The 21,343-nt window shown below is 65.2% G+C and carries 20 protein-coding genes, 1 tRNA gene and 1 pseudogene; 17 read left to right on the top strand and 5 right to left on the bottom strand.

The window, feature by feature from the left end; translation table 11 throughout:
- Positions 1–15: 15 nt before the first annotated feature.
- A pseudogene (locus tag AC1DQJ_RS20435) lies at positions 16–336 on the top strand (EF-Tu C-terminal domain-related protein); the annotation flags it as partial.
- 85 nt (positions 337–421) lie between these two features.
- Here AC1DQJ_RS20435 and AC1DQJ_RS20440 read toward each other — a convergent pair.
- Positions 422–1,189 (bottom strand): CVNH domain-containing protein, encoded by a 768-nt coding sequence (locus tag AC1DQJ_RS20440; protein WP_477606742.1) that lies wholly within the window; start codon positions 1,187–1,189, stop codon positions 422–424.
- Between the two features lie 134 nt (positions 1,190–1,323).
- Positions 1,324–1,494, bottom strand: coding sequence for a hypothetical protein (locus tag AC1DQJ_RS20445; RefSeq protein ID WP_477606744.1), 171 nt, complete (start codon positions 1,492–1,494; stop codon positions 1,324–1,326).
- A 208-nt stretch (positions 1,495–1,702) separates the two neighbouring features.
- Between AC1DQJ_RS20445 and AC1DQJ_RS20450 the strand changes: the two genes are divergently transcribed.
- The 9 genes from AC1DQJ_RS20450 to rplL all read left to right on the top strand — a co-directional run bounded on the left by AC1DQJ_RS20450 (position 1,703) and on the right by rplL (position 6,691).
- Positions 1,703–1,778, top strand: a tRNA-Trp gene (locus AC1DQJ_RS20450).
- Between the two features lie 61 nt (positions 1,779–1,839).
- Positions 1,840–2,148 carry a preprotein translocase subunit SecE gene (gene secE / locus AC1DQJ_RS20455; RefSeq protein WP_477606746.1) on the top strand — a complete coding sequence of 103 codons (309 nt, stop codon included), beginning with the start codon at positions 1,840–1,842 and terminating at the stop codon, positions 2,146–2,148.
- An 8-nt stretch (positions 2,149–2,156) separates the two neighbouring features.
- Complete coding sequence (gene nusG, locus AC1DQJ_RS20460) at positions 2,157–2,720, top strand: transcription termination/antitermination protein NusG (protein WP_477606748.1); 564 nt, start codon at positions 2,157–2,159, stop codon at positions 2,718–2,720.
- Positions 2,721–2,949: 229 nt separating this feature from the next.
- A complete protein-coding gene (rplK, locus tag AC1DQJ_RS20465; RefSeq protein ID WP_477606750.1) occupies positions 2,950–3,381 on the top strand; it encodes a 50S ribosomal protein L11 in 432 nt (143 codons plus the stop codon).
- 4 nt (positions 3,382–3,385) lie between these two features.
- Complete coding sequence (gene rplA, locus AC1DQJ_RS20470) at positions 3,386–4,075, top strand: 50S ribosomal protein L1 (protein WP_477606752.1); 690 nt, start codon at positions 3,386–3,388, stop codon at positions 4,073–4,075.
- Between the two features lie 80 nt (positions 4,076–4,155).
- Positions 4,156–4,989: an enoyl-CoA hydratase-related protein gene (locus AC1DQJ_RS20475; RefSeq protein WP_477606754.1), complete on the top strand. Its 834-nt coding sequence runs from the start codon at positions 4,156–4,158 to the stop codon at positions 4,987–4,989.
- The gene (locus AC1DQJ_RS20480; protein ID WP_477606756.1) at positions 4,977–5,402 is read left to right on the top strand and encodes a DUF5367 family protein; all 426 of its coding nucleotides are present in this window, start codon (positions 4,977–4,979) and stop codon (positions 5,400–5,402) included. Before AC1DQJ_RS20475 ends, AC1DQJ_RS20480 begins: the two co-directional genes overlap by 13 nt.
- Positions 5,403–5,750: 348 nt before the next feature.
- Positions 5,751–6,266, top strand: a complete 516-nt coding sequence (gene rplJ / locus AC1DQJ_RS20485) for a 50S ribosomal protein L10 (protein ID WP_477606758.1) — start codon at positions 5,751–5,753, stop codon at positions 6,264–6,266.
- 44 nt (positions 6,267–6,310) lie between these two features.
- Positions 6,311–6,691 carry a 50S ribosomal protein L7/L12 gene (gene rplL, locus AC1DQJ_RS20490; protein ID WP_477606760.1) on the top strand — a complete coding sequence of 127 codons (381 nt, stop codon included), beginning with the start codon at positions 6,311–6,313 and terminating at the stop codon, positions 6,689–6,691.
- Positions 6,692–6,781: 90 nt separating this feature from the next.
- Here the strand turns inward: rplL and AC1DQJ_RS20495 are convergent, their stop codons facing one another.
- The gene (locus tag AC1DQJ_RS20495) at positions 6,782–7,054 is read right to left on the bottom strand and encodes an usg protein (RefSeq protein ID WP_477606761.1); all 273 of its coding nucleotides are present in this window, start codon (positions 7,052–7,054) and stop codon (positions 6,782–6,784) included.
- Between the two features lie 543 nt (positions 7,055–7,597).
- Between AC1DQJ_RS20495 and rpoB the strand changes: the two genes are divergently transcribed.
- The 3 genes from rpoB (at position 7,598) to AC1DQJ_RS20510 (ending at position 16,434) form a co-directional block, all read left to right on the top strand.
- The gene (gene rpoB, locus AC1DQJ_RS20500) at positions 7,598–11,686 is read left to right on the top strand and encodes a DNA-directed RNA polymerase subunit beta (protein WP_477606763.1); all 4,089 of its coding nucleotides are present in this window, start codon (positions 7,598–7,600) and stop codon (positions 11,684–11,686) included.
- A gap of 90 nt (positions 11,687–11,776) precedes the next feature.
- Entirely contained in the window at positions 11,777–15,970 is a 4,194-nt protein-coding gene (gene rpoC, locus AC1DQJ_RS20505) for a DNA-directed RNA polymerase subunit beta' (protein WP_477606765.1), read from the top strand.
- Between the two features lie 131 nt (positions 15,971–16,101).
- Entirely contained in the window at positions 16,102–16,434 is a 333-nt protein-coding gene (locus AC1DQJ_RS20510) for a TFIIB-type zinc ribbon-containing protein (protein WP_477606767.1), read from the top strand.
- Positions 16,435–16,443: 9 nt separating this feature from the next.
- On the opposite strand, the gene AC1DQJ_RS20515 is transcribed toward AC1DQJ_RS20510, so the two are convergent.
- Entirely contained in the window at positions 16,444–17,091 is a 648-nt protein-coding gene (locus AC1DQJ_RS20515; RefSeq protein WP_477606769.1) for a hypothetical protein, read from the bottom strand.
- A complete protein-coding gene (locus tag AC1DQJ_RS20520; RefSeq protein WP_477606771.1) occupies positions 17,088–17,552 on the bottom strand; it encodes a hypothetical protein in 465 nt (154 codons plus the stop codon). The genes AC1DQJ_RS20515 and AC1DQJ_RS20520 overlap by 4 nt, the downstream gene beginning before the upstream one ends.
- Positions 17,553–17,979: 427 nt before the next feature.
- On the opposite strand from AC1DQJ_RS20520, the gene rpsL reads away from it, so the two are divergent.
- From rpsL to AC1DQJ_RS20540, 4 genes are all read left to right on the top strand, one after another.
- Complete coding sequence (rpsL, locus tag AC1DQJ_RS20525; protein WP_056018026.1) at positions 17,980–18,351, top strand: 30S ribosomal protein S12; 372 nt, start codon at positions 17,980–17,982, stop codon at positions 18,349–18,351.
- 12 nt (positions 18,352–18,363) lie between these two features.
- Positions 18,364–18,837, top strand: coding sequence for a 30S ribosomal protein S7 (rpsG, locus tag AC1DQJ_RS20530; protein WP_477606773.1), 474 nt, complete (start codon positions 18,364–18,366; stop codon positions 18,835–18,837).
- Positions 18,838–18,938: 101 nt separating this feature from the next.
- Positions 18,939–21,017: an elongation factor G gene (gene fusA, locus AC1DQJ_RS20535; protein WP_477606775.1), complete on the top strand. Its 2,079-nt coding sequence runs from the start codon at positions 18,939–18,941 to the stop codon at positions 21,015–21,017.
- Between the two features lie 113 nt (positions 21,018–21,130).
- Positions 21,131–21,343 (top strand): GTP-binding protein (locus AC1DQJ_RS20540; protein ID WP_477606776.1); only part of this gene is annotated, 213 nt, incomplete at its 3' end.

Here is a 21,343-nt window from a genome sequence, read left to right on the forward strand (position 1 = left end):
AACGCGGCCAGGTAACGCGGCCAGGTGCTCTGCAAGCCGGGCTCGATCACCCCGCACACGAAGTTCGTGGCCGAGGCCTACATCCTGACCAAGGAAGAAGGCGGCCGTCACACCCCGTTCTTCACCAACTACCGTCCGCAGTTCTACTTCCGCACCACCGACGTGACGGGGATCATCCGTCTGAAGGAAGGCGTGGAAATGATCATGCCGGGCGACAACGCTGAGCTGGACGTCGAGCTGATCACCCCGATCGCCATGGACCAGGGCCTGCGCTTCGCGATCCGCGAAGGCGGCCGTACGGTCGGCGCCGGCGTCGTGGCCAAGATCGTCGAGTAAGCGATCTAGCCCACGCACTGAAAATGAAGAGGCCGCCGGAGCGATCCGGCGGCCTTTTTGTTTGGCCTGTGACAGGGAGGAGGGGCTAGCGGCCGCTCATCGGGCGGAGCGAGGAGACCGCCTCGCCCAGGCCGTAGCTGCGCAGGTCGGGGACGTCGCGGTCGAAGATCTGGCAGCGCCCGCGGAAGTCGCTGTCGCTGCAGACCTGCCAAGAGCCGCGCCCCTGGATTCGCAGGCTCATGGCGCGGTCGTTGAACTGCCGGGGCAGGTTGGTGACCTCGCGGTTGGCCTGGAAGGGCTGGCCGCCGAAGTCGGTGGCGCTGAACAGTGTGGCGGTGGAATTACCGCCCCAGCCGGGTCCGCCGCCGCCCACGCCGCCGCCGTTGTTGCCCCACTCGCAGGCCAGGCGGCCGTTGTCGTTGCGGATGTCGTTGCGGCACTCGCGGAAGCGCAGCGAGCTGGTGTTCCAGCGGCCGCGATTGTCGACGCAGCTGGCGGTGAGGATGTCCCCGCTGACCCGGGCGTCGCGGCAATTGCCCTGAAAGGACCCGGTGGGAACCCCGCCGCCCCAACCCGGCCCGCCGCCGCCCCACCCGGGGCTGCCGCAGACCAGGCGACCGTCCTGGTTGGCGATGTCGGCGTTGCAGCTGCGCAGGCGCAGGCTGGAGAAGTTCAAGCGGCCGCGGGTGTCCTGGCAGGTGGCGGTCAGTATGTCGCCGCTGACGCGCGCGCCTCGGCAGCTCTGCTGGTAGGAGCCGGACGGGACCCCGCCGCCCCAGCGCTGATCCTGGGCCTGGGCGCTCTGGCTCCCGCAGAGGGCGATGATCGCGGCGAGGGCGATGCGTGTCTTCATATCAGTCTCTCAAAACTCGACCACGAGTGGCTTTCGACGTCCCCTGCGACATTAGACACCAGCGCAAAGCGCCAGCATAGAAGCCGCAGACCCGGCGAGGCGCAGGTCGGGTGAGGCTGATCGGGTTGGGCGACTCAGTTCGGCTTGGGCGGGCGCTTGTGCGGTTCGCCGGTGGCCGGGTCGGTCATGGTCTTGCTGGTCTGAGTCGAGGTCTCTGCGCCGCGGGGCTCGGTGGCGGGACGCGGCGGGCGGCCGGCCTTGAGGTCTTCATCGCGGTTGCGGCGGGAATCTCCGGGGCTAGGCATGAGGGCTCCTTGCTGACCCAGCAGGGAACGTCGCCGATGCCGCTTCGATCCGCGCCGAAGACACTTGAAAAGCAGGGCGCTTTGCGTCATACGCCTCCGTCCTACCCGACATCGTTGGAGTATGTCTTTTACAGCCGCCAGAGGGCGGACGAACGGTGCTAGACCACGGTTCGAAAAGGCAGACGCCGAGGATCCGGATAGGCCGTGTAGGAGTGTAGCTCAGCTGGTAGAGCATCGGTCTCCAAAACCGAGGGCCGGGGGTTCGAGTCCCTCCACTCCTGCCATTCACTATATGAGTATGCCGGGCGCACCGCCGCCCATCTTTAGAGAGTCGAAAAGAGCCTGATGGCCAGGAAACCGGGTTCGTCCCCGCAAGCGATGAAGAACCGCGCCTCCAAGACGGCTGCGGCGATCGCCCCTGCCTCGGCCCTGGCGCAATCCGCCCCGGCCAAGAAGCGCGTGGGCCCCGCTCAATTCGCCCGTGAGGTTCGCGCGGAGGCGCGCAAGATCACCTGGACCACCCGCAAGGAGACCTGGATCACCTCGGTGATGGTCGGGATCATGGTGGTGCTGGCCTCGCTGTTCTTCCTGGCCGTGGATGGCATCCTTGGCTTTGGCATGAACATGCTGCTGAAGCTCGCGAACGGGGGTTGAAGAGAACTATGAACGCCGAAACGCCCATCGCACCCAATCCGCGCCACAAGTGGTACATCGTCCACGCCTACTCGAATTTCGAGAAGAAAGTGGCCGAGTCGATCCGTGAACAGGCCAAGAGCCAGGGCCTGGAGGAGAATTTCTCCGACATCCTGGTTCCGACCGAGGACGTCGTCGAGATCCGCCGCGGCCGCAAGGTCAACGCCGAACGCAAGTTCTTCCCGGGCTACGTCCTGGTGAAGATGGAGCTGACGGACGAGGCCTACCACCTGATCAAGAACACCCCGAAGGTGACGGGCTTCCTCGGCTCGGGCTCCAAGCCCATGCCGGTCTCCGAAAAGGAAGTCGCCCGCATCATCGGCGCCATCGAAGAGGGCGTGGAACGGCCGAAGCCGACCATCTCCTTCGAGATCGGCGAGCAGGTCCGCGTCACCGACGGCCCGTTCGCGAGCTTCAACGGCTCGGTCGAAGGCGTGGATGAAGAACGCGCCCGCCTGCGCGTCACCGTCTCGATCTTCGGACGCGCGACCCCGGTCGAACTGGAATACGGCCAGGTCGAGAAGATCGCCTAGGGCCGGCCACGAACGGCACGAAAAACACGAAAGCCTCGATCTTCGGATCGGGGCTTTTTCGTTTGGCGACTGGGCGCTCGCAGGTTGCTCCGGCCCCTCCCTCCTGTTATAGCCGCGCGCTTCGGTCCGTAGGGCCGCCTTGCGTTCGCGCGAGTGAAATCCGTGGGAGGCCTAGCCATAGGCCGCACCACGGCTCAACCGACCGGGGTTCCGGTCACGAGGAGAAACAATGGCCAAGAAGATTCTGGGCTATATCAAGCTGCAGGTGCCCGCGGGCTCCGCCACCCCTTCGCCGCCGATCGGCCCGGCGCTGGGTCAGCGCGGCGTCAACATCATGGGCTTCTGCAAAGAGTTCAACGCCCGCACCGAGAAGGAAACCAAGGGCACGCCCCTGCCGACCGTGATCACGGTCTACCAGGACAAGTCCTTCACCTTCATCACGAAGACCCCGCCGGCCACCCACTTCATCAAGCAAGCGCTTGGCCTGAAGTCGGGCTCCAAGGAGCCGGGCCGTGCGGTCGCCGGCAAGATCTCGCGCGCCCAGCTGCGCGAAATCGCCGAAAAGAAAATGAAGGACCTCAACGCCAACGACGTTGAAGCCGCCGCCAAGATCATCGAGGGCTCCGCGCGCTCGATGGGCCTCGAAATCGTGGAGGCCTAAGCACATGGCTAAGCAACCCAAGCGCATCCAAGCCTGGACCGGCGACCGTAACGCCGCCCACGCCGTCGAAGCCGCCGTCGCCCTGGTCAAGGCCAACGCCAACGCCAAGTTCGACGAAAGCATCGAAATCGCCGTCAACCTGGGCGTCGACCCGCGTCACGCCGACCAACAGGTCCGCGGCGTGGTCTCGCTGCCCTCGGGCACCGGCCGCGACGTTCGCGTCGCCGTCATCGCCAAGGACGCCAAGGCTGCCGAAGCCACCGCCGCCGGGGCCGACATCGTCGGCGCCGAAGAGCTGGTGGAACGCATCCAAGGCGGCTTCATGGACTTCGACCGCGTCATCGCGACGCCGGACATGATGGCCCTGGTCGGCCGTCTGGGTAAGGTGCTGGGCCCGCGCGGCCTGATGCCGAACCCGCGCGTCGGCACCGTGACCCCGAACGTCGGCCAAGCCGTGAAGGACGCCAAGGGCGGCGCCATCGAGTTCCGCACCGAGAAGACCGGCATCATCCACGCCGGCATCGGTAAGGCCTCGTTCTCGGAAGAAGCCCTGCTGATCAACGTCCGCGCTCTCGTGGACGCGCTGAACAAGGCCAAGCCGTCGGGCGCCAAGGGCACCTACATCAAGAAGATCAGCCTGTCCTCGACGATGGGCCCGGGCTTCAAGGTGGATATGAGCTCGGTCGGCGTCTAAGCGCTGGACGAACTCGCAAGAGCTCGAAAGGGAGCGGTCGCAAGGCCGCTCCCTTTTTCTTTGCGCGCGAACCGGGTTCTATGAGCGCCATGGAGCTCAAGACCACCCGCTACGACGTCGGTGAGGGGATCGCCACGATCACCCTGAGCCGGCCCAAGCGCCGCAACGCCTGGACCGGGCGGATGCACACCGAGTACCGCTGGCTGCTCGCGCAGGCCGACGCCGACAAGGCGGTGCGGGCCATCGTCGTCACCGGCGATCCGGAGGGCCAGGCGTTCTGCGCCGGGGCCGACCTGGGGGCGCTGGAGGGCCACTCCGAGAAGGGCCGCTACGACCCTGGCACCCCGGACGATATCGCCACGCCGGGCTTCGGCGTCGATCCCAATTTCGACGCGGCGTTCGCCTATCACTTCGGGGTCGGCAAGCCGATCATCGCGGCGATCAACGGTGCGGCGGCGGGCGTAGGGCTGGTGCTGGCCGCCTTCGCCGACCTGCGCTTCGCGGCGAAGGGCGCGAAGTTCACCGCCGCGCACGGGCGCTTCAACTTCCCGGCCGAGTTCGGGCTCTCCTGGGTGCTGCCGCGCATCATCGGCCTGACCCACGCCAACGACATCCTGCTGTCGAGCCGGACGTTCACGGCGGAGGAGGCCGGCGGCATGGGCTTCCTCAACGGCCTGGTCGAGCCGGCAGAGCTGATGCCGACGGTGATGGCCTATGCCCGCAAGCTGGCGGGCAGCGTCGCGCCGGGCTCGGCCCGCGAGACCAAGCGTCAGATCTATCGCGACCTGCATCGCGATGCGGCCAGCGCGGTCACCGAGGCCGAACGGCTGCTGGAGGCGATGATCACTCACCCCGACTATAAGGAGGGGGTGAAGGCCTGGATGGAAAAGAGGGCGGCCAATTGGCAGGGCTAGCCACCGAGAACGCCGAGGAGGCCCAGAGCAAGGGGCCGCTGCACCTCTATCTGTGGTTCCTGGCGCGGGGCAGTTTCGTCTGGGCGGTCTCGACCCTGATCCTGCGGCTGCTACCCAGCGCCTGGGTGGACCGCCCGGCCTGGACCATGCTGATCAGCGGGGCGGTGTCCGGCGCCGGGCTGATCGTCGCCACGCTCCTGTTCCTGCGCAAGATCGAGCCGCGGCACAGGCTGGCGGCGCTGGTGTCGTTCGTTGCCCCGCAGATGGTGCTGGACGCCGGGGTGACGGCGTTCTTCCCGCACATGCTGCCGAATTTCCCGCCCGACCACGCCTCGCTGTTCGGGGCCTTCGTGCTGTGGTGCTACGCGGTGATGCTGACCACGGCCGTGATCGCCACGCGGCCGCGCAGCTAACGGGCGGTTGTCATCGGGCCGCGATCCGTGTAAAGGCCGCGCCTTCAAGAGTTTCGTCTCTCCGCAAGGGGAGGCGTGGAACGGAAGGGCTCACCCTTCCGATCCTGTCCAAGAACTGTGGGGAACCGGGGGCCGCCCGGATCCGTGACGAGAGGAAGAGCCCTTCCTCGAGCACAGGGAGACGGGAAGATGAGGTTCCGCCGCCATCGGCTTCGATGGGCGCGTGACCTGCGACTTCTCCGGAAAAGGACAGGTTAAACGATCCGCGCGCGGGTTCGCGCCTTCGCATGGGTCGTCTGCTGCGGCCGTCGGAATCGTCCGGCGACCAATCTGAGTATGGAGACCGCAATGGACCGCGCTCAAAAGCAGGAGTCGATCGAGACGCTTAAGGGCGTCTTCGCCGGCGCCGGCGCCGTGGTCGTGACCCACAACCTGGGTCTGACCGTTGCGGAAATGACTGATCTCCGCGGCCGCCTCCGCAAGGAAGGCGCCGCACTGAAGGTGGTGAAGAACACCCTGGCCCAGAAGGCTCTGGCTGGCTCGATCGGTGAAGCGGGCGACGCCCTGTTCACCGGCCCGGTCGCCATCGCCTATGCGCCGGACCCCGTCTCCGCCGCCAAGATCACCGCTGAATTCGCCAAGGGGAACGACAAGTTCGCCATCGTCGGCGGGTTCATGGGCGCCGAGGTCCTGGACCAGAAGGCTGTCAGCGCGCTTGCGACGCTGCCGTCCCTCGACCAGCTCCGCGGCAAGATCATCGGCCTTCTGCAAGCCCCGGCCACCAAGGTCGCCGGCGTTCTGCAGGCTCCGGCCGGTCAGCTGGCCCGCGTCATGGGCGCTTATGCCGCCAAAGACGCCGCCTGATCGTCATTCCCGAACACAACCTCTATTCCCTTTAAGGACACACCATGTCGAAGCTTGAAAAGATCGTCGAAGAACTGTCGGCCCTGACCGTTCTGGAAGCCGCTGAACTCTCGAAGCTGCTGGAAGACAAGTGGGGCGTCTCGGCCGCCGCGCCGGTCGCCGTCGCCGCCGCTGGTGGCGCTGCCGCCCCGGCCGAAGCCGTCGAAGAGCAAACCGAGTTCACCGTTGTCCTGACCGCCGGTGGCGACAAGAAGATCAACGTGATCAAGGAAGTCCGCGGCGTCCGTCCGGACCTCGGCCTGAAGGAAGCCAAGGACCTGGTCGAAGGCGCTCCGCAGAACGTCGTCGAGAACGTCTCGAAGCAAGTCGCTGAAGAAGTGAAGAAGAAGCTCGAAGAAGCCGGCGCGACCGTCCAAATCAAGTAAGGACGGAAGCGCGCGAGCTCTCGCGCACTTCGAACTATCGAGCGGGCCTGGGGAGCGATCCCCAGGCCCGTTTTCGTTTCGACCCGCCGCTCAATGCAGGCGGCAGATGTCCTTGGCGATCCGCAACTCGGTCGGGCGGATCAGCCCCTGGTGCGCAACCGTGATGGTGTGCAGGACCCCGTCGAGCTGGTGGCTCCAGAAGTCCAGGAAGCGGTGTAGGTTCGGGAACTGGGGACAGAGGTCGTACTCCTGCCAGAGATAGCTCTGCAGCAGGGCAGGGTGGTCGGGCATCCGGTAGAGGATCTCCGCCGTGGTCAGTCCGTAGCCCTCCAGCTGCCTTTGGAAATCAGCGCTGACGGCCATGTTCTCCCTCCTTGCATGTTGAAACGCGCAGAAGCGCGTCCGGCTGCGGTGGAGCTTCGGGCCGATTCCATTAATGGGCAACAAAAACAGTGTATTAGCACTTATTGGGCGTGGCTGCTGCCAGAACGGGCGCCGCCCTGGAAATCCTGTGGATCGGGAACCCGCGGGTGCGTTCCCTGGTTGACCTACCGCTGTTAACGAGAGATCGAAGGATGCCCCGGGAGACACCCGGGTCGGACAAAGATGGGACGGCGCGGCGCGCGCAGCCCACGCCGTTCCATTTTCCTGCGGAAAGGGACTTCCCTTCGCCGTATAAAACGCCTATCTGGCTCTCTTCGCGAAATTTAGGATTCGTCGCTCAGGCGACTTTTCACGCGCGCACGCTCCGAGGCATGGCCCGCCGCCCTCCGGCCATGCGAGGGAGCGCCCCTGGCGACACAGGGGCTTCCAGCGTCCGGCGCCCGCAAGGGCGTTCGAGGGTGGACGCAGGACAACACGACCTGGCGCGCGGAAACCTTTCCGGGCGTCGCTCAAGGGAACAAAATGGCGCAATCCTTCACTGGAAAGAAGCGGATCCGGAAGTCTTTCGGCCGCATCCCCGAAGCCGTGCAAATGCCGAACCTGATCGAGGTTCAGCGCTCCTCCTACGAACAGTTCCTGCAGCGCGAAGTCCGCCCAGCGGACCGCCGCGAAGAGGGCGTCGAGGCGGTGTTCAAATCGGTGTTCCCGATCAAGGACTTCAACGAGCGCGCGGTGCTCGAGTACGTGTCCTATGAATTCGAGGACCCGAAGTACGACGTCGAGGAGTGCGTCCAGCGCGACATGACCTTCGCCGCGCCGCTGAAGGTCAAGCTGCGCCTGATCGTGTTCGAAACGGACGAAGAGACCGGCGCCCGCTCCGTCAAGGACATCAAGGAGCAGGACGTCTACATGGGCGACATCCCGCTCATGACCGAGAAGGGCACCTTCATCGTCAACGGCACTCAGCGGGTCATCGTCTCGCAGATGCACCGTTCGCCGGGCGTGTTCTTCGACCACGACAAGGGCAAGACCCACGCCTCGGGCAAGCTGCTGTTCGCCGCCCGCGTGATCCCCTACCGCGGCTCGTGGCTCGACTTCGAGTTCGACGCCAAGGACATCGTCTACGTCCGTATCGACCGTCGTCGTAAGCTGCCGGCCACCACCTTCCTGATGGGTTTGGGCATGGACGGGGAGGAAATCCTCTCCACCTTCTACGACACCATCACCTACGCCAAGCGTCCCGAGGCCAAGGGCAAGCCGGGCGGCTGGACCGCTCCGTACCGGCCCGAGCGCTGGCGCGGGGCCAAGCCGGACTATCCGCTGATCGACGCCGAGACCGGCGAGGAAGTGGCTCCGGCCGGCCAGAAGATCTCCGCCCGTAACGCCAAGAAGTTCGCCGACGCGGGTCTGAAGACCCTGCTGCTGGCCCCCGAGGCGCTGTTTGGCCGCTATCTGGCCCGCGACCTGGTCAACTTCGAAACCGGCGAAATCTACGCCGAAGCCGGCGACGAGCTGGACGCCGGCGTGCTGGCCGGTCTCGAGGAACAGGGCTTCGACGCCCTCGACATCCTCGACGTCGACGAGGCGACCATGGGCGCCTACATCCGCAACACGCTGCGGGTGGACAAGAACAACGCCCGCGAAGATGCGCTGTTCGACATCTATCGCGTGATGCGTCCGGGCGAGCCGCCGACGGTGGAAGCCGCTGAGGCCATGTTCAAGTCGCTGTTCTTCGACGGCGAGCGCTATGACCTTTCGTCGGTCGGCCGCGTGAAGATGAACATGCGTCTGGAGCTCGACTGCCCGGACGACGTGCGCATCCTGCGCAAGGAAGACGTGCTGGCCGTGCTGCAGACCCTGGTGGGCCTGCGCGACGGCAAGGGCGAGATCGACGACATCGACAACCTCGGCAACCGCCGGGTCCGTTCGGTGGGCGAGCTGCTGGAAAACCAGTACCGCGTCGGTCTGCTGCGCATGGAACGCGCCATCAAGGAGCGCATGAGCAGCGTCGACATCGACACGGTCATGCCGCACGACCTGATCAATGCGAAGCCGGCGGCCGCCGCCGTGCGCGAGTTCTTCGGATCCTCGCAGCTCTCGCAGTTCATGGACCAGACCAACCCGCTCTCGGAAATCACCCACAAGCGCCGCCTCTCGGCGCTTGGCCCGGGCGGTCTGACCCGCGAGCGCGCCGGCTTCGAAGTCCGCGACGTGCACCCGACCCACTACGGCCGGATCTGCCCGATCGAAACGCCGGAAGGCCCGAACATCGGCCTGATCAACTCGCTGGCCACGCACGCCGTGGTCAACAAGTACGGCTTCATCGAGAGCCCCTACCGTCGCATCAAGGACGGCAAGACGACCGACGAGGTCGTCTACATGTCGGCGATGGAAGAGGCCAAGCACGTCATCGCGCAGGCCAACATCAAGCTTAAGGGCGGCGAGATCGTCGAGGACCTGGTCCCCGGCCGGATCAACGGCGAACCTTCGCTGCTGCCGAAGGACACCGTCGACCTGATGGACGTGTCGCCGAAACAGGTCGTTTCGGTCGCCGCGTCGCTGATCCCGTTCCTGGAAAACGATGACGCCAACCGCGCCCTGATGGGCTCGAACATGCAGAAGCAGGCCGTGCCGCTCATCCAATCGGATGCGCCGCTGGTCGGCACCGGCATGGAAGCCATCGTGGCCGTGGATTCCGGCGCTGTCGTCGTCGCCCGCCGCGCCGGCGTGGTCGAGCAGATCGACGGCACCCGGATCGTCATCCGGGCCACGGAAGAAACCGACCCGACCAAGGCCGGCGTCGACATCTACCGCCTGCAGAAGTTCCAGCGTTCGAACACCTCGACCTGCATCAACCAGCGTCCGCTGGTGCGCGTGGGCGACAAGGTGGCCAACGGCGACGTGATCGCCGACGGTCCGTCGACCGAGCTGGGCGAACTGGCCCTGGGCCGGAACACGCTCGTCGCGTTCATGCCCTGGAACGGCTACAACTTCGAGGACTCCATCCTCATCTCCGAGCGCATCGTGCGCGACGACGTCTTCACCTCGATCCACCTCGAGGAATTCGAAGTCATGGCCCGCGACACCAAGCTCGGCCCGGAAGAGATCACCCGCGACATCCCGAACGTCGGCGAGGAAGCCCTGCGCAACCTCGACGAAGCCGGCATCGTGGCGATCGGCGCCGAAGTCCAGCCGGGCGACATCCTGGTCGGCAAGGTTACCCCGAAGGGCGAAAGCCCGATGACGCCGGAAGAAAAGCTGCTGCGCGCCATTTTCGGTGAGAAGGCCTCCGACGTCCGCGACACCTCCCTGCGCCTGCCCCCGGGCGTCGCCGGGACCATCGTGGAGGTCCGCGTGTTCAACCGTCACGGCGTCGACAAGGACGAACGCGCCATGGCCATCGAGCGCGCCGAGATCGACCGTCTGGGCAAGGACCGCGACGACGAGTTCGGCATCCTGAACCGCAACATGACCTCGCGCCTTCGCGATCTGCTGACCGGCAAGACCGCCGTCTCGGGCCCCAAGGGCCTGGGCCGCGGCGAAGTCACTGCCGAGAAGCTGGAAGAGATCGCGCCGGGCCTGTGGTGGCAGATCGCCCTGGACGACGAAAAGGCGATGGGTGAGCTGGAGGCCATGCGTCGCCAGTTCGATGAAGCCCGCAAGCGCCTGGACCGTCGCTTCGAGGACAAGGTCGACAAGCTGCAGCGCGGCGATGAACTGCCCCCGGGCGTGATGAAGATGGTCAAGGTCTTCGTGGCCGTGAAGCGCAAGCTTCAGCCCGGCGACAAGATGGCCGGCCGTCACGGCAACAAGGGCGTCATCTCCAAGATCCTGCCGATCGAGGACATGCCGTACCTGGAAAACGGCCAGCACGTGGACATCGTGCTGAACCCGCTGGGCGTGCCTTCGCGCATGAACGTCGGCCAGATCTTCGAAACCCACCTGGGTTGGGCGGCTGCGGGCCTCGGCAAGCAGATCGCCGACCTGCTGGAAGCCTGGCAGAACGGCGGCCAGAAGCAGGCGCTGATCGATCACCTGACCGAGACCTACGGGCCGGATCAGGAGCTCCCGGACACGGAAGAAGACCTGATCGAGCTGGCGAAGAACCTCAGCAAGGGCGTGCCTTATGCGACGCCGGTCTTCGACGGCGCCCATATCGACGACATCGAGAACCTGCTGGAGCGGGCTGGCCTGGCGCGTTCGGGTCAATCGATCCTGTACGACGGCCAGACCGGCGAGCAGTTCAAGCGTCCGGTCACGGTCGGCTACATCTACATGCTGAAGCTGCACCACCTGGTCGACGACAAGATCCACGCCCGTTCGATCGGCCCGTACTCGCTCGTCACCCAGCAGCCGCTGGGCGGTAAGGCGCAGTTCGGCGGTCAGCGCTTCGGGGAAATGGAAGTGTGGGCTCTGGAAGCCTACGGCGCGGCCTACACCCTGCAGGAAATGCTGACGGTGAAGTCCGACGACGTGGCCGGCCGGACCAAGGTCTACGAGTCCATCGTCCGCGGCGACGACACCTTCGAGGCCGGCATTCCGGAGAGCTTCAACGTGCTCGTGAAGGAAATGCGCTCGCTGGGCCTGAACGTGGAGTTGGAGAACGGCTAAGGCCGGGCTCGACCGACACCATCCGTGCGAGGGGAGGGGCCGTCAGCCTCTCCCCATCGCCTCTGGAAATACTGACGAACTGGAAAATCGATGAACCAGGAAGTCCTGAATATCTTCAATCCGGTCCAGGCCGCTCCGACCTTCGACCGTATCCGTATCGCCCTGGCCTCGCCGGAAAAGATCCGCTCGTGGTCGTTCGGCGAGATCAAGAAGCCCGAGACCATCAACTACCGCACCTTCAAGCCGGAACGCGATGGCCTGTTCTGCGCCCGGATCTTTGGTCCGACGAAGGACTACGAGTGCCTGTGCGGCAAGTACAAGCGCATGAAGTACAAGGGCATCATCTGCGAGAAGTGCGGCGTCGAGGTCACCCTCGCGCGCGTCCGGCGCGAGCGGATGGGCCACATCGAACTGGCCTCGCCGGTCGCCCACATCTGGTTCCTGAAGTCGCTGCCGAGCCGCATCTCGATGATGCTGGACATGGCGCTGAAGGACATCGAGCGCGTCCTGTACTTCGAATACTACATTGTCACCGAGCCGGGCCTGACGCCTCTGAAGCAGCACCAGCTGTTGTCGGAAGACGACTACATGCGCGCCCAGGAGGAGTACGGCGACGACAGCTTCACCGCCGAGATCGGCGCCGAGGCCGTCCAGGGCCTGCTCAAGGCGATCGACCTGCCGAAGGAAGCCGACCGCCTGCGTGAGGAACTCCTCACCATCACCTCGGAAATGAAGCTCAAGAAGACGTCCAAGCGTCTGAAGCTCATCGAGAGCTTCATCGAGAGCGGCAACAAGGCCGAGTGGATGATCCTGTCGGTCGTGCCGGTGATCCCGCCGGAACTGCGTCCGCTGGTGCCGCTGGACGGCGGCCGCTTCGCGACCTCCGACCTGAACGACCTCTATCGCCGGGTCATCAACCGGAACAACCGCCTGAAGCGCCTCATCGAGCTGCGCGCGCCGGACATCATCATCCGCAACGAAAAGCGGATGCTGCAGGAAGCCGTCGACGCCCTGTTCGACAACGGCCGCCGCGGCCGTGTCATCACCGGCGCCAACAAGCGTCCGCTGAAGTCGCTGGCCGACATGCTGAAGGGCAAGCAGGGCCGGTTCCGTCAGAACCTGCTCGGCAAGCGCGTCGACTATTCGGGCCGTTCGGTCATCGTCGTCGGTCCGGAGCTGAAGCTGCACGAGTGCGGCCTGCCGAAGAAGATGGCGCTCGAGCTGTTCAAGCCGTTCATCTATGCGCGCCTGGACGCCAAGGGCCTGTCGGGCACCGTCAAGCAGTCCAAGCGCATGGTCGAGCGCGAGCAGCCCGCGGTCTGGGACATCCTCGACGAGGTGATCCGCGAGCACCCGGTTCTGCTGAACCGCGCGCCGACGCTTCACCGTCTGGGCATCCAGGCGTTCGAGCCGAAGCTGATCGAGGGCAAGGCCATCCAGCTGCACCCGCTGGTCTGCGCCGCCTTCAACGCCGACTTCGACGGCGACCAGATGGCCGTCCACGTCCCGCTCTCGCTGGAAGCCCAGCTGGAAGCGCGCGTGCTGATGATGTCGACGAACAACATCCTGTCGCCCGCCAACGGCCGCCCGATCATCGTGCCGTCGCAGGATATCGTCCTGGGTCTCTACTACCTGTCGCTGGCCAAGGATAACGAGCCGGGCGAGGGCAAGCTGTTCGCCGACCTGGGCGAAATCGACGCTGCGCTCGACGCCAAGGTCGTGACGCTGCACACGAAGATCAAAGCCCGTCACTCGGAAATGAACGCCGAGGGCGTGCTGGTCCGCAAGGTGATCGATACGACGCCGGGACGGATGAAGATCTCGGCGCTGTTCCCGCACCACCCGGCGATCGGCCATCGTCTTCTTGAGAAGAACCTGACCAAGAAGGAAATCGGCAACCTGATCGACGCCGTCTATCGCCACTGCGGTCAGAAGGCGACGGTCATCTTCGCCGACCAGATGATGGCGCTGGGCTTCAAGGAAGCGGCCAAGGCCGGCATCTCGTTCGGCAAGGATGACATCATCATCCCCGAGCGGAAGAAGCCGATCGTGGCTCAGACCCGTGCGCTGGTCGAAGAGTACGAGCAGCAGTACGCTGACGGTCTGATCACCAAGGGCGAGAAGTACAACAAGGTCGTCGATGCGTGGGCCAAGGCCACCGACCGCGTCGCCGACGAAATGATGTTGGAAATCTCGACCGCCGAGAAGGACGAGAACGGCCGTGAAAAGGAGATCAACTCGATCTTCATGATGGCCAACTCCGGCGCCCGCGGTTCGCAGGCCCAGATGAAGCAGCTCGGCGGGATGCGCGGCCTGATGGCCAAGCCGTCCGGCGAGATCATCGAGACGCCGATCATCTCGAACTTCAAGGAAGGCCTGTCCGTCCAGGAGTACTTCAACTCCACCCACGGCGCTCGTAAGGGCCTGGCCGACACCGCGCTGAAGACCGCCAACTCCGGCTATCTGACGCGTCGTCTGGTCGACGTGGCGCAGGACTGCATCATCAACGAGGAAGACTGCGGCACCACCCGGGGCATCACCCTGCGGGCCGTGGTCGAGGGCGGCGACGTCCTGGTCTCGCTGGGCAGCCGCATCCTGGGTCGCTTCGCGGCCGAGGACATCAAGGACCCGGGCACCGGCGAAGTCATCGTCCCGGCCGACTCCTATCTCGACGAGAACATGTGCGATCTCGTCGACAGCGCCGGCGTGCAGTCGGTGAAGGTCCGTTCGGTCCTCACCTGCGAAGCCAAGGTCGGCGTCTGCGGCGCCTGCTACGGCCGCGACCTGGCCCGCGGGACTCCGGTCAACATCGGCGAAGCGGTCGGCGTCATCGCCGCCCAATCCATCGGCGAGCCCGGCACCCAGCTGACTATGCGGACCTTCCACATCGGCGGCACCGCCCAGGTGGCTGAGCAGTCGTTCTTCGAGACCGGCAACGAGGGCGTAGCCCGGATCGTGGGCGGTATGACCGTCCAGGCTCCGGACGGCGACTTCGTGGTTCTGAGCCGCAACCTGCAGATCATCGTCCAGGTGGATGGCAAAGACCGCGAGTCCTACAAGCCGCCGTACGGCGCGCGCCTGAAGGTTAAGGAAGGCGACAAGGTCAAGCGCGGTCAGCGTCTGGCCGAATGGGACCCCTATTCGAACCCGATCATCTCCGAAGTCGGCGGTCGCGTCCGCTTCGAGGACCTGGTCGAGAACGTCTCGGTCCGCGAAGAAGCCGACGAAGCCACCGGCATCTCGAACCGCGTGGTCATCGACTGGCGCGCTTCCACCAAGGGTTCGGACCTGCGTCCGGCCATGGCGGTGCTCGGCGCCGACGGGTCCTACATGCGCATCTCCAACGGCGGTGAAGCTCGTTACCTGCTGCCGGTCGGCGCCATCCTCTCGGTCGGCGACGGCGACGAGATCAAGCCGGGTGAAGTCCTGGCCCGCGTCTCGACGGAAAGCGCCAAGACCCGGGACATCACCGGTGGTCTGCCCCGCGTCGCCGAACTCTTCGAAGCCCGTCGTCCGAAGGACTGCGCGGTCATCGCCGAGATGGACGGCCGCGTCGAATTCGGCCGCGACTACAAGAACAAGCGCCGGATCAAGATCACCCCCGAGGATGGTGGCGAACCGGTCGAGTTCCTGATCCCGAAGGGCAAGCACATTGCAGTCCACGACGGCGACGTCATCCGCAAGGGCGAGTACCTGATCGACGGCAACCCGGATCCGCACGATATCCTGCGCATCCTGGGCATCGAGGCCCTGGCCGAGTTCCTCGTGGACGAGATCCAGGACGTCTATCGACTGCAAGGCGTGCCGATCAACGACAAGCACATCGAGACGATCGTTCGTCAGATGCTGCAGAAGGGCGAAATCCTTGAGCCCGGCGACACCGGTATGCTCAAGGGCGATCACCTGGACATGACGGAGATCAACGAGGAGAACACCAAGGCCGAAGCCCGTGGCGGTCGCCTGGCGATCACCCAGCCGGTCCTGCTCGGCATCACCAAGGCGTCGCTGCAGACCCGCAGCTTCATCTCGGCGGCGTCGTTCCAGGAAACCACTCGCGTCCTCACCGAGGCTTCGGTGCAGGGCAAGAGCGACACCCTGGAAGGCCTGAAGGAAAACGTGATCGTCGGTCGCCTGATCCCGGCGGGCACGGGCTCGTACCTGCGCAACCTGCAGCGCATCGCGGCCAAGCGCGACGAGGCCCTCGCGGCCAGCCGCGAAGAGGCGATGGAACCGCTGCCGGAAGTCATCGCCGTCGAGGCGGAGGCCGAGAAGGTCGACAACTAAGCGGCTTCTTCCAGTCTGGAAGCCAGCAGACGGCCCGGGAGCGATCCCGGGCCGTTTTGTTTTGCGCCTCAAGGCTTGGGTTCGGGGCGCAGCGCACTAGATGCAAGCGCTAGGACAATTCGGAGGACCCGATGCCGCTGCTGCTTTGCCCCAACTGCAACGTCTCGATGCAGAACGTCGCCCGCTCAGGCGTCGAACTGGATATGTGCCCAAGCTGCCGGGGGGTGTGGCTGGACCGCGGCGAGCTGGAAAAGATGCTCGGCGCCGGCCGCGAGGCCCAGCAGGGCGAGACCCAGGCCCGCGAGCGCTTCGACCGCGAACTGGACAGCTTCCACCGCGATCCGGACGCCTGGAAGAAGAGCCACCCCTACGACGGCGAGCAGAAACGGTACCGCTACGATGACGACGACTATCATCGGCGGAAGAAGAAGAAGGGCTTCGACATCTTCGATATCTTCGACTGAGCCGCCGGCTCAGTTGTGCGCCGTCCAGACCTCGGGGAAGGGGTTGGGCGCCTGGGACGGGCTGCTGGGACCCGAGGGCACCGGATGGGGCATCGGGGCTTCGCGCTCCCTCCACTTGGCGCGCTTGCGGGCTGCGGCGGCTTCCCAGTCGCCCAGCTTGTCGGCGGCGATCGGCGGCGGAATGTACGGCGCGTCCTTGGCCCCGGCTCCAAGCTTTTCCTGGCAGGCCTCGCGCTCGGCCTTGCTGAGTAGGGAGAGGTTGGCGCAACCGACCGTGCCGGAGCGCAGAGCCCGGCGCAGATCGGGCGGGGAGGGGGCAGGAGCCCCGGCTACCGGCGGAGCGACCGCCCAGGGCCCCTCGGCCGGCTTCTGCGGCGGGGCGGCCCGGGTGACCAGCGGGGCGACCGTGCGCTCCTCGTCCGGTCGCAGCAGCGAGCGGCGCGGGCGGATCGGCTGAGCGGCGAGCGGCTGGGTCTGGATCTCCTCCCGACGCGGGCCGGGTAGGAAGTAGGGGACGATCTCGACCTCCACAATGGGCGCCGGCTGCGCCAGGCGCAGTTGCGGATGGCTGAACGCAAGCAGGGTCAGCGCGACGCCATGGACCAACAGCGAGAGGCCGACGACAAGGCCGGCGCGAAATCGACGCCGTGGCTTCATCGCGCCGCCTTCAGGGCTTCGCGCATGCCGGGATAGATGCCCGTCTGCCGGTAGATGCGCATCTCCTCCTGGGCGGCGACCTTCTCGTCGAAGCCAGAACGCTTGTCGCGGGCCATTGGCGGCGCAATGAAGGCGGTGCTCCGGGCGTTCTTCCCAAACGCCTCCAGGCATGCGTCGGTTTCGGCTTGGTCGAGGTTCGCGCCGTTGGCGCAGCCGATCGGGCCCCGGCGCAGGGCTTGCCGAACGCCCACGGGCACGCCGCTCGCCTGTTCGAACAAGGATGGGGCTGCGTTGTCGACCAAGGGCGCGATGTCGGCGCCAAGCGTGGGCGCGGCGGCCCTGCGTGGCCGCAACGGGTGGGCGGGGGCGTGAGGCCCGGCGCGGGCCCGCTCGCGCGGCGCGAACCGCGGGACGATCGTCACCTCGAAGGTCGGGGGCGGGGCGGGGGCACGTATCTGCATGTGTTTCATCGCGAGCAGCAAGAAGACGCCAAGATGAGCCAGGCCGGAGAGCCCCAGCAGCAGAGTCGCGCGTTGTCGCCCAGTCGAGATCATCCGCGCCCGCAAGTTGCAAACTTGACTATAGGCGATGTCGGGAGGGACTATTTCGTGGCCGAAACCAGACCCGTGAGGAGCGAAAAGTCCTTTCGTTCACAAGCGTTGACGACGGGGGCCTTCGCGAGTATGAACCGCGCTCCTTTCGCGACCGGGGATTCTTCCTCTGTCCCGATGAACGGTCTTCCGGCGACGGAAGGCCAGGCCCGCCGGAACGCATGAGATCGCGAGCCGGCGAGTTTTTGCGTTCAGCGGGCGGTTTCGAAAACCAAGACAACTGAACCCCTATGAGGCGCTACGGCCAAACGGCACACGCCTCCAGAGCAGAGATTAGATGCCTACAGTCAACCAGCTCATCCGCAAACCTCGGCAGGACAAGCCGTCGCGCAACAAGGTGCCGGCCCTGAAGGGTTGCCCCCAGCGCCGCGGCGTTTGCACCCGCGTCTATACGACGACCCCGAAGAAGCCGAACTCCGCGCTTCGTAAGGTCGCCAAGGTGCGCCTGACCACCGGCATTGAAGCGGTGTGCTACATCCCCGGCGAAGGCCACAATCTGCAAGAGCACTCCGTTGTGCTCATCCGTGGCGGCCGGGTGAAGGACCTTCCCGGCGTCCGCTATCACATCCTGCGCGGCGTGCTCGACACCCAAGGGGTCAAGGACCGCAAGCAGCGTCGTTCGCTCTACGGCGCCAAGCGTCCTAAGTAAGGAAGAAGAAGCATGTCCCGCCGCCGTCGCGCCGAGAAACGTGAAGTTCTGCCGGATCCCAAGTTCGGGGACCTCACTGTCACCAAGTTCATGAACTACGTGATGTACGAAGGCAAAAAAGCCGTCGCCGAAAACATCCTGTACGGCGCCTTCGACATCCTGGAAGCCAAGCGCAAAGACCAGACCCCGCTGGAGACCTTCCACGCGGCCCTGGAAAACGTCGCTCCCGGCATCGAAGTCCGTTCGCGTCGCGTCGGCGGCGCCACCTATCAGGTGCCGGTCGAAGTCCGCCCGGACCGCCGCAAGGCCCTGGCTATCCGTTGGCTGGTCACCGCCGCCCGCAAGCGCGGCGAGAACACCATGACGGAAAAGCTGGCCGCCGAGCTGCTCGACGCCTCTTCGAACCGCGGCACCGCGGTCAAGAAGCGCGAAGACACGCACAAGATGGCCGAAGCCAACCGCGCCTTCTCGCACTATCGCTGGTAAGACCCGGCATCCATCGCTTTCCGGCGCGGGCGGTTTGAGTTAAACCGCCCGCGCCGTTCGTTCAGATATCCCGAACGCCTTTCTCCAGCAGAGCTTCCGCTATGCCCCGCACGCACAAAATCGAAGACTACCGCAACTTCGGCATCATGGCGCACATCGACGCCGGCAAGACGACGACGACGGAGCGGATCCTCTACTACACCGGCAAGTCGCATAAGATCGGCGAAGTCCACGACGGCGCCGCGACCATGGACTGGATGGAGCAGGAGCAGGAGCGTGGCATCACGATCACCTCCGCTGCGACTACGGCGTTCTGGAACGACAAGCGCCTGAACATCATCGACACCCCCGGCCACGTGGACTTCACCATTGAAGTCGAACGCTCGCTGCGCGTGCTCGACGGCGCCGTGACGGTGCTGGACGGCAACGCCGGTGTCGAACCGCAGACTGAAACTGTCTGGCGCCAAGCCGACAAGTACAACGTTCCGCGGATCGTCTTCGTCAACAAGATGGACAAGCTCGGCGCCGACTTCGACAAGTCGGTCGAGTCGATCCGTGACCGCCTCGGCGCCAAGGCTGTTCCGATCCAATTCCCGATCGGTTCGGAATCCTCGCTGAAGGGCCTGGTGGACCTGGTCCGCATGAAGGCCGTGGTCTGGGACAACGACGGCCTGGGCGCGACCTATCGCGACGAAGAGATCCCGGCCGACCTGAAGGAAAAGGCGACTGAAGCTCGCCACTACCTGATCGAGAACGCCGTCGAACTCGACGACGAGGCGATGGAAGCCTATCTGGGCGGCGAAGAGCCCTCGGAAGCGACCATCAAGAAGTGCATCCGTAAGGCCGTTCTGACGGGGGCCTTCTATCCGATCCTCTGCGGCTCGGCCTTCAAGAACAAGGGCGTCCAGCCCCTGCTCGACGCCGTCGTCGACTATCTGCCCTCGCCGGTGGACATCCCGCCGACCCCGGGCATCGACTTCCGCACCGAAGAGCCGGTTGTCCGCCGCGCCTCGGACGACGAGCCGCTGTCGGTTCTGGCGTTCAAGATCATGGACGACCCCTTCGTTGGTTCGCTGACCTTCTGCCGCATCTACTCGGGCAAGCTCGAGACCGGCATGAGCCTGATGAACTCGACCCGCGACAAGAAGGAACGCGTCGGCCGCATGCTGCTGATGCACTCCAACAACCGCGAGGACATCAAGGAAGCCTATGCCGGCGACATCGTCGCCCTGGCCGGGCTGAAGGAAACCCGCACCGGCGACACCCTGTGCGACCCGACCAAGTCGCCGGTGATCCTGGAGCGCATGGAATTCCCCGCGCCCGTCATCGAGATCGCCGTCGAACCCAAGTCGAAGGCTGACCAGGAAAAGCTGGGCGTCGCCCTGGCCAAGCTGGCCTCGGAAGATCCGTCCTTCACCGTCTCGACCGACCATGAGTCGGGCCAGACGATCCTGAAGGGCATGGGCGAGCTGCACCTGGACATCAAGATCGACATCCTGAAGCGGACCTACAAGGTCGAAGCCAATATCGGCGCGCCGCAGGTGGCCTATCGTGAGAGCCTGGGCCGTAAGGTCGACATCGACTACACCCACAAGAAGCAGACCGGCGGTACGGGCCAGTTCGCCCGCGTCATGATCACGTTCGAACCCGGCGAACCGGGCTCGGGCTTCGTGTTCGAGAGCGCGATCGTCGGCGGCGCGGTGCCGAAGGAATACATTCCCGGCGTCGAGAAGGGCCTGGAATCGGTCAAGGACAACGGCCTGCTGGCCGGGTTCCCGCTGATCGACTTCAAGGCGACCCTGACCGACGGCAAGTACCACGACGTCGACTCCAGCGTGCTGGCCTTCGAAATCGCTTCCCGCGCGGCCTTCAAAGAACTGCGCGAGAAGGGCGCTCCGAAGCTGCTCGAGCCGATCATGGCTGTCGAAGTCGTGACCCCGGAAGAGTACCTCGGCTCGGTCATCGGCGACCTGAACGGTCGTCGTGGCATGATCCAGGGCCAGGACACGCGCGGCAACGCGATCGTCGTCAACGCCTTCGTTCCGCTGGCGAACATGTTCGGCTACGTGAACACCCTTCGCGGGATGTCGCAGGGCCGCGCCCAGTTCACCATGCAGTACGACCACTACGACCCGGTGCCGCAACACGTCGCCGACGAAGTGATCAAGAAGTACGCGTAGCGTTTTCCCTCGGGAGAACGCCAAGAAGAAAGAGTTTGAACGATCTCCTCGGAGATCGTTCGGGCCCCCAACCCTAGTTTAGAGGACAAGCCCAAACAGGGCTGGAGCTTGAAATGGCCAAAGAAAAGTTCGAACGCAATAAGCCGCACTGCAACATCGGCACCATTGGTCACGTCGACCATGGCAAGACGACGCTGACGGCCGCGATCACCCTGACGCTGGCGAAGACCGGCGGCGCGAAGGCGATGAACTACGCCGACATCGACGCTGCGCCGGAAGAGAAGGCCCGCGGCATCACCATCAACACCGCGCACGTGGAATACGAG

This window comes from Phenylobacterium sp. P4_E10 (assembly GCF_056401675.1).